Annotated in this window: 10 protein-coding genes; 9 read left to right on the top strand and 1 reads right to left on the bottom strand. The window is 34.0% G+C overall.

Going from position 1 to position 7993, the window contains the following annotated elements; all coding sequences use genetic code 11:
* Positions 1 to 3: 3 nt before the first annotated feature.
* The 9 genes from xerC to LJD32_RS05360 all read left to right on the top strand — a co-directional run bounded on the left by xerC (position 4) and on the right by LJD32_RS05360 (position 7488).
* Positions 4 to 1377, top strand: coding sequence for a tyrosine recombinase XerC (gene xerC, locus LJD32_RS05320; protein ID WP_002304423.1), 1374 nt, complete (start codon positions 4 to 6; stop codon positions 1375 to 1377).
* Positions 1378 to 1462: 85 nt separating this feature from the next.
* The gene (locus tag LJD32_RS05325; RefSeq protein ID WP_002304425.1) at positions 1463 to 1768 is read left to right on the top strand and encodes a hypothetical protein; all 306 of its coding nucleotides are present in this window, start codon (positions 1463 to 1465) and stop codon (positions 1766 to 1768) included.
* A gap of 593 nt (positions 1769 to 2361) precedes the next feature.
* Positions 2362 to 2724, top strand: a complete 363-nt coding sequence (locus LJD32_RS05330; RefSeq protein WP_227391892.1) for a hypothetical protein — start codon at positions 2362 to 2364, stop codon at positions 2722 to 2724.
* A gap of 238 nt (positions 2725 to 2962) precedes the next feature.
* Entirely contained in the window at positions 2963 to 3946 is a 984-nt protein-coding gene (locus tag LJD32_RS05335; protein ID WP_227391893.1) for a Gfo/Idh/MocA family protein, read from the top strand.
* Positions 3947 to 4009: 63 nt separating this feature from the next.
* Positions 4010 to 4402 carry a pyridoxamine 5'-phosphate oxidase family protein gene (locus LJD32_RS05340; RefSeq protein WP_227391894.1) on the top strand — a complete coding sequence of 131 codons (393 nt, stop codon included), beginning with the start codon at positions 4010 to 4012 and terminating at the stop codon, positions 4400 to 4402.
* Between the two features lie 160 nt (positions 4403 to 4562).
* Positions 4563 to 5369 (top strand): MBL fold metallo-hydrolase, encoded by an 807-nt coding sequence (locus tag LJD32_RS05345; protein WP_227391895.1) that lies wholly within the window; start codon positions 4563 to 4565, stop codon positions 5367 to 5369.
* A gap of 552 nt (positions 5370 to 5921) precedes the next feature.
* A complete protein-coding gene (locus tag LJD32_RS05350) occupies positions 5922 to 6206 on the top strand; it encodes a MerR family transcriptional regulator (protein WP_318532669.1) in 285 nt (94 codons plus the stop codon).
* Positions 6207 to 6339: 133 nt separating this feature from the next.
* Positions 6340 to 6795: a flavodoxin gene (locus LJD32_RS05355; RefSeq protein ID WP_227391899.1), complete on the top strand. Its 456-nt coding sequence runs from the start codon at positions 6340 to 6342 to the stop codon at positions 6793 to 6795.
* Between the two features lie 15 nt (positions 6796 to 6810).
* Positions 6811 to 7488: a carboxymuconolactone decarboxylase family protein gene (locus LJD32_RS05360; RefSeq protein WP_227391897.1), complete on the top strand. Its 678-nt coding sequence runs from the start codon at positions 6811 to 6813 to the stop codon at positions 7486 to 7488.
* Between the two features lie 233 nt (positions 7489 to 7721).
* On the opposite strand, the gene LJD32_RS05365 is transcribed toward LJD32_RS05360, so the two are convergent.
* The coding region (locus LJD32_RS05365; protein ID WP_264472070.1) for a transposase at positions 7722 to 7993 on the bottom strand (272 nt) is incomplete at its 5' end.

Below are 7993 nucleotides of genomic sequence, written 5' to 3' on the forward strand. Positions count from 1 at the left end.
TACATGGCATCTATCGTTAAGAGAAAAAAGAAGTATTCTGTGGTTTATACATACACCGATGAGAACGGCAACAAGCGTCAGAAGTGGGAAACCTTTGAAACGAATGCCGAAGCAAAGAAAAGGAAGTTGCAGGTTGAATATGAGCAGGAGTCCGGAACCTTTATTCCCCCTTCTGCTAAAACCGTCAATGATCTTTTGGATGAGTATATGTCAATCTATGGTGTGAACACCTGGGCGATGTCTACCTATGAAAGCAGAAAGAGCCTGATTGCAAACTATATTCGTCCCCTCATCGGTGATATGAAGCTGGAGGATGTCACGCCGAGAATCATGGACAAGTATTACCGAGATTTGCTTTCTGTCAAAGCGGTTTCTTCTAAGTATGTAAAAGCCCGTACAGAATATCTGACTCCGCATACTGTCCGAGAGGTTCACAAGACATTGCGAAATGCTTTCAATCAAGCGGTCAAGTGGGAATTGATGACCAGAAACCCTGTGGAGCACGCTACGCTGCCGAAAGAAGAACACAAGACCAGGGATATCTGGACAGCAGAAGTGCTCCAGAAGGCTCTGGAAGCCTGTGACGATGATATTCTTCGTCTGGCTATTAACCTTGCCTTCTCCTGTTCCCTGCGAATGGGCGAGCTTCTGGGGCTTACCTGGGACTGTATTGACATTTCCCCCACCAGTATTGAACTTGGTCAGGCAAGCATCTTCGTTGAAAAGGAGTTGCAGAGAGTAAATCGTGAAGCGATGGCAGATCTGGACGGTAAGGACATCATGTTCAAGTTCCCACCGACCTTCGCCAGTACGCATACCGCATTGGTTCTCAAAACTCCTAAGACCAAAACAAGTGTCCGCAAGGTGTTCTTACCGAAAACCGTAGCGGAAATGTTGGTACAGCGAAAGGCTGACATCGAAGAACTGAAAGACCTTTTCGGTGACGAGTTCGTAGACTTCAATCTGGTTTTCTGTTCTTCCAATGGCAAGCCGATTGAGGGGCAGGTTATCAACCGTGCTTTCAATAAGCTGATTGAGGAGAAGGGACTGCCGAAAGTGGTTTTCCATAGTCTCCGACATTCCAGTATCACTTACAAGCTGAAGCTGAACGGCGGCGATATGAAATCCGTTCAAGGCGATTCCGGTCATGCACAGGTCAAGATGGTAGCGGATGTTTACTCCCATATCATCGACGATGACCGCAGACTGAACGCTGAAAGAATGGAAGCTGCGTTCTACTCAGGCAGACAGGCAACGCCTGAGCCGGTTCAACCAGCCGCAACGGAAAGCTCCGCTGATGATAAAGAACTTCTTCTGAAGCTTCTGCAAAATCCGGAAATGGCAGCACTCCTGAAGTCGCTGGCAAAAACATTATAGTAACTGCAAGGGCAGATCCTTTTACATAGCTACAATAGCTGTAAAAGGGTCTGCCCTTATTTTTTTGTTATGGAGGTCAACGAGTATGGATAGAATCTTTATGGACGAGTATTACGAGCATCTGAGAGCTGACAATATCGAGGCATTTTCCAAGGAAAGGAACGACGAATATGTTGGCAGAGCTGAGGAATACAAAGCAGCAAAGTCGGCATTGCTTGAAGGATTGGGACTTGAGCATTTGTTTGACCATAGCCATGAACTGACTCCGAAAGAGAAAGAAATATGGATGCTGTTCGATAGGGTTGATGTAGCAGAGCTTCTTGCAAGGGATGCTTTTGCCAAGGGTGCTTATATGCTCGGCGCTGAGGATAGAGAGATTATGCTGAAATAAAAAAAGACCTGCTTCGGCGGGTCTAAATTACATAGAATCATTGAGTCTGAAAAACCTTTGAAATTCTTAATAATTCTGGTTGAAAAATTCATTTTGAAATGATATATAAAACAGACTGAAATCTGTGTCTAAGGACACCCGCACCCTCACACGAGAATGAATAGGATTTCCTATCATTTCGCATCACGAGAAGTTACATAGTGACATTTACTTGCACTTGCAACGTCCACCAAAAATCGAAAGACTTGCTAATTTCGAGCCAATCGGACGGTGTAAAATCCCTCTGAATTAGCTATCACAGCGTAGTATCAGATGGGATTTGAAATGCTGAAAAACCTTGTATTTCCAAGCATTTTTAAGCATTAGATGCCACTTCCCGATGTCGTATCGGGTCTACTCCTAAGCGATAGATCGGGTGTTCGAATCACCTCGAGGACGCCAATATGATTAAAAAGTCTTGATTTTCAAGGCTTTTTTATTAATTGAAATTTGGCAATAGAAGTGAAAATAATAAATAAAAGTTGATAGAAAGAAATGTGTAATGTAGATGATTGTTTAAATAGTTCAATTAATTACAATAGATGAGGTTGAATATGATAATAGGTTTTTTATTTACTATAAAGGGTGCATTTAATATATTGAAGGGGTTAAACTATTTTATTTTCAAAGATAATTTTAAAATGATTTCTATGGAATTAACATCTGTATATAAATCACCTGTTAGTGTTCATGAAATTACGTATATATATTGTTATCAATCTATTCATCAAGGAACGAATGTAAAATATAAAACCAAAGGACATGATTATAAAAAAGAAGTAGGAGATATTGACTTCTTTTATTATGATGAAAGATTGCATATTGTTTATGAAGATGAAGAATATGTTACTTCTTATATGATTTTAGGAATATTTTTATTTTTATTTGGATTAAGAATAATTTTTTTGTACATATAAAAGAGGATATGATATTCATTAAGATTTGATGCAAAAAAAGATTGTAGGACAGTATCTACAATCTTTTTTGTTCTAGTACTAGAACAAAACTCCTAATATTTATGTTTGTGTTCTGATATCAGAACACAAGATGCTGTTTGATGTTTTTTGTTCTATAATGAGAACATGAAATAATATGATATTTGTTAATTTTATTTATACACAAATATGATAAAATAAAGTCACAAGGGGGATTTGTATGGAAAAAGAATTGAACTGGGCAGTCATAGGAACAGGTGTGATTGCTAATGAAATGGCACAAGCTTTACAAAAGACGGATAAAACACTTTATGGAGTTGCCAATAGAACACAAACAAAGGCTATTGATTTTGCAAAGAAGTATGGTGTTAAAAAAGTCTATGATGAAATTGATGATGTGTTTGATGATGAAAATGTTGATATTATTTATTTGGCAACATCACATAATACACATTATCAATTTATGAAAAAGGCGTTAGAACATGGAAAGCATTTATTTGTAGAAAAATCAATTACGTTAAATAGTCGTGAATTAGATGAAATGATGGCACTTGCTAAAGAGAAAAATTTAATTCTTGCAGAAGCCATGACCATTTGGCATATGCCAATCTATAAAGAATTATGGAAAATCGTGCAAAGCGGTGAACTTGGTAAAATGCAAATCATGACAGTAAACTTTGGAAGTTTTAAAGAATATGATATGAATAATCGTTTCTTTAATATGAATCTTGCTGGTGGGGCTTTATTAGATATTGGGGTTTATGCTCTTTCTGCAGTACGTAGCTTTATGTCTAAACAGCCAAATGAAATAGTAAGTCAAGTGAGGTTTGCACCTACAGGATCTGATGAACAAGCAACGATTTTACTTAAAAATGAAGATCAACAAATGGCAACGATTGCTTTATCAATGCATTCAAAACAACCTAAAAGAATTATGATTTCATTAGAAAAAGGGTATATTGAAGTTTATGAATTTCCTCGTGGACAAAAAGCAACGATTGTGGATGCTGTAACAGGAAAACAAACAGTTATTGAAAAAGGAAATACTGAAAATGCACTTTATTATGAAATGTGTGATATGGAAGAAGCTGTTAGAAATCAAGATGCTTCACATTTAAATTTAGAGTATACAAAGGATGTCATGGATATTATGAGTCAACTTCGTAAAGAATGGAAAATGCAATATCCAGGAGAAAAATGGTAAGGACAAATTTTTTGTCCTTTTCTTTATGCAGTGATAAAATAAAGTAAATAAAGGAGGATCATTATGGATAAAGTATTAAAATTTTTAAAAGATGCAGAAACTTATTATTTAGCAACAGTAGAAGGTGATCAACCAAGAGTAAGACCCTTTGGAACAGCACATGTTTTTGAAGGAAAACTTTATATTCAAACTGGAAAAGTCAAAGATGTTTCGAAACAACTTCATCAAAATCCTAAAGCAGAAATTTGTGCTTTTAAAAATGGAGAATGGTTACGAGTAAGTGGAAAATTAATCGAAGATGATCGTAATGAAGCAAGACAATCTATGTTAGATGCTTATCCAAGTTTACAAAAGATGTATAAAGCAGATGATGGAAATACGGAAGTTTTCTATTTTGAAAATGCTACAGCTATTTTTTCATCATTTACTCACGAACCACAAATTATTAAATTTTAATCATAAGTTACCTATTAAAGAAGCTTTTAATAGGTATTTTTTATATAAATAGACAAATAAGATAAATTGTCAATATGTGGATAGATAAAGAGGATTATGCATTGTTGTTAATATTTCATTTAATATAATAAAATTAGATAAAAGAAAGGATGAAGTATCGATGTTAAAGAATGAAAAAGGACAAGCAGTTGCACCAAAAACAGTCACAATGACAAAAAAAGATTTTGAAGATCAAGGAAACACCCGTGTTTATTGGTTAGGTGGCGGAGGAGCCATGATCAATGATCATGGAACAGTGATTATGATTGATCCCCTTTTAGAAGGCTTTGATATGCCCTTATTGATTGATATGCCAATTGATGTAAAAGATGTACCTCATGTGGATGCTATTTTAGTATCTCATGTAGATAATGATCATTATTCAAGACCAACGTGTAGAGATTTAAAAGATGTTTGTAAAGAATATCATACTTCTTATTATGTTGCTTCTTTAATGAAAGAAGAATGTGGTTTGGATGGAATTGGACATGATATTGGAGATCATATTCAAATTAATGATATTGATGTTGAACTTACACCTGCAGATCATGCTTGGCAAAACCAAGTCGCAAAATATAATTATCGTATATGGGAAGATCGTGAATATTGTGGTTTCTATGTAAAAACACCAACAAAAAAAATTTGGTATGTAGGAGATTCTAAATTGCTGAATTGTCAATTACATATGGACCCACCAGATGTAATGTTCTTTGACTTTGCGGATAATCCTGTGCACATTGGTTTAGAAAATGCTTATAAACTGGCCAATACTTATCCAAATACAAAACTTGTTTTAATTCATTGGGGAAGTGTTGATGCACCTGAAGCAAGTGCTTTTAATGGAAATCCACAAGATATTTTAGACAATGTTGTTAATCCTGAGAGAGTTGTTATTTTAGCACCTGGTGAAGAATATGTTGTTGATTAAGAAGTAGAAATCATGAGATACAGTGAAGTTAAAGATTTTAATTATGATGATTGTTTTAAACTTTGATGTTTAATTGCGAAAAACATGATAAACATAAAGAACCTTTTGCGATTAGAATTTATATAGATGATTTTGTTATCTTTCAATATATCATGCAAAGATGCAGGAAATGTTTCTCGTGGTAGAACCCCTCTTTGTACAAAGCAAAGTGAGTGTTGTTTTAGGTATCAAGATAAGTTATGGTTATAAAGATTTATGTTTTAGCTTTAAAATCATCACTTCATTAACAAATGCCACTTGCTTGGAAAAAGGAACAATTCTTTTTACCAGCAACAACTGTTTTTATCAAATGTGCAAGAGAATACTTTAAGAGATGATAGAAATATATCTATTTTAATACCTAAAAGGTATCGTTATTAATAAATTATAAGTATTAGATATTTAAAATAAAGTGAATTATAATGAAGTTGTAAAGAAAGAATAATACTTATGACAATTGAAGAAGCAAGTAAAAAATATAATATTCCAATTCATATCCTTAAATAATATGAAATTTGGGGATTGTGTCAAGAAGTTAAAAAAGTAATGGGATCTTGGCAATATGATGAAACAGACTTTGAAAGATTAAGCTTGATTATGATGTTATATGGTTTAGATTTTACAGTTGAAGAAATAAAAAAATATATGAAACTTTCTTTGGAAAAAAATGAAAGAGAATGGTTAAAGCTTTTAAATAAAAAAAGAAAAGGAATCTTAGATGAAGTTCATCTAAAAGAAAAACAATTATCAAAAATTGATTATTTAAGATATGAGATGGATTGGGAAAATAAGGGATGAAAAAGATTTGTACATTGATGCAACCTTTAATTTTAGTTTTTACCTGTAGTGCTTGTAGTAATAAAAAAGCAATTGCTAAAAAGGAAACAAAACACAAACAGATTTAAAAGAAGTTAATTCAAAATCATTAGTTATTTATTTCTCTTGGTTTGGAAGTACCCAAAATATTGCCAAGGAAATACAAAAACAAACCAATTCAGACATCTTTGAGATTGTTCCTGAAGTTGCTTATAGTGATGATTATGATACGGTTGTTGATGATGTGAAAAAGGAACAACAAGAAAAAGCAAGACCAAAGATTAAAAATAAAATTGAAAATATTGATGAATACGAAACCATTTACGTAGGATATCCAAACTGGTGGGGAGAGATGCCTATGATTCTTTATACATTCTTTGAAGATTATGATTTATCTAACAAAACAATTACACTATTTTGTACAAGTGGTGAAAGTGGATTGTCAGATACTGAAAAAACAATTCAAGTACTTGAACCAAGTGCTCCAATGGTAAAAGGATTGTATGTTTCAAAGTCAGCATCAAAAGAGGCTACAGGTGATGTAAAAGAATGGGTAAATGAAATTAAATAAAAGGAGAGAAGAAAGATGAATTTATATGCAACAGATAAAGAATACAAAGAAAGATTTGATTATTTTTTAGAAGAAGTTAAAAATGATGAAGGAAATAAATTAGATGAACCAACGCGTTATTTAGCTGTTTTATCCGTTTTAATGGGAAATCAAGGAATTTGTGCTTATGAAGAAGTTCTTGAAAAAGCTTTAGATGTTTTATCACCTGTACAAGTAAAAGAAATGGTTTATCAAGCAACTGACTATTTAGGATATGGAAGAATGCTCGAATTTTTAAAAGTTACAAATGAAGTATTTAATAAAAAAGGAATCGAACTTCCATTACAGTCACAAACAACAACGACAATTGAAAATAGATTAGAAAAAGGAATCCAAGCACAAGTAGATATTTTTGGTGAACATATGAATGAAGCTTGGAAAAAAGCAACAGTCAATAAATGGTTAGCTTCTAACTGTTTTGGTGATTACTATACAAGAACAGGTCTAGATTTAAAACAAAGAGAAATGATTACTTTTTGTTTCTTATATGGTCAAGGTGGATGTGAACCACAAGTTATGGCCCATATTCAAGGAAACTTAAATTTAGGAAATGATAAAGCCTTCCTTACAAATGTTGTTTTACAATGTGTTCCATATATGGGATATCCTCGTAGCTTAAATGCACTTGCTTGTATTAATAAAGTAGAAGACTAAATATTGAATATTTGTGGTATTGCAAAGCAATACCACTTTTCATATATAGAGGAGTGGGAAAACGATGAAAACTATTGTATTACAAGGAAGTTTACTATTGACACTCCCCATGTCTAAAGACAGGGGATTCTTGCTACCTGCCAACATTGCTGGCTGACCAGTTCATTTCTGATAGGTCGCAGTGCAAGATAGGGGTATGCCATTACCCCTCCTAGAGCAGAACCTATAGTTCTCTAGGCAGTATATCTGTTACCAATATACTCAGTTGAGTTGCATATACTTATTGCTCCCAATAGATCCCTATGCGTATGAAATCCACATCTGCACGTATAATTTCTATCATTTGCATGATGAACACTTCCACATATCGGACAGATCTGACTTGTATACGCTGGATCTACATACTCAACTTCTATGCCTGCAAGTTTTGCTTTGTATTCTATAAATGTAGCAAGTCTATAGAACGACCATGTATGCAGGCTATGATTGTTTTTTCGACTTGTTC

This window comes from Faecalibacillus sp. TM498 (assembly GCF_020589955.1).
Classification (GTDB): domain Bacteria; phylum Bacillota_I; class Bacilli_A; order Erysipelotrichales; family Coprobacillaceae; genus Faecalibacillus; species Faecalibacillus intestinalis.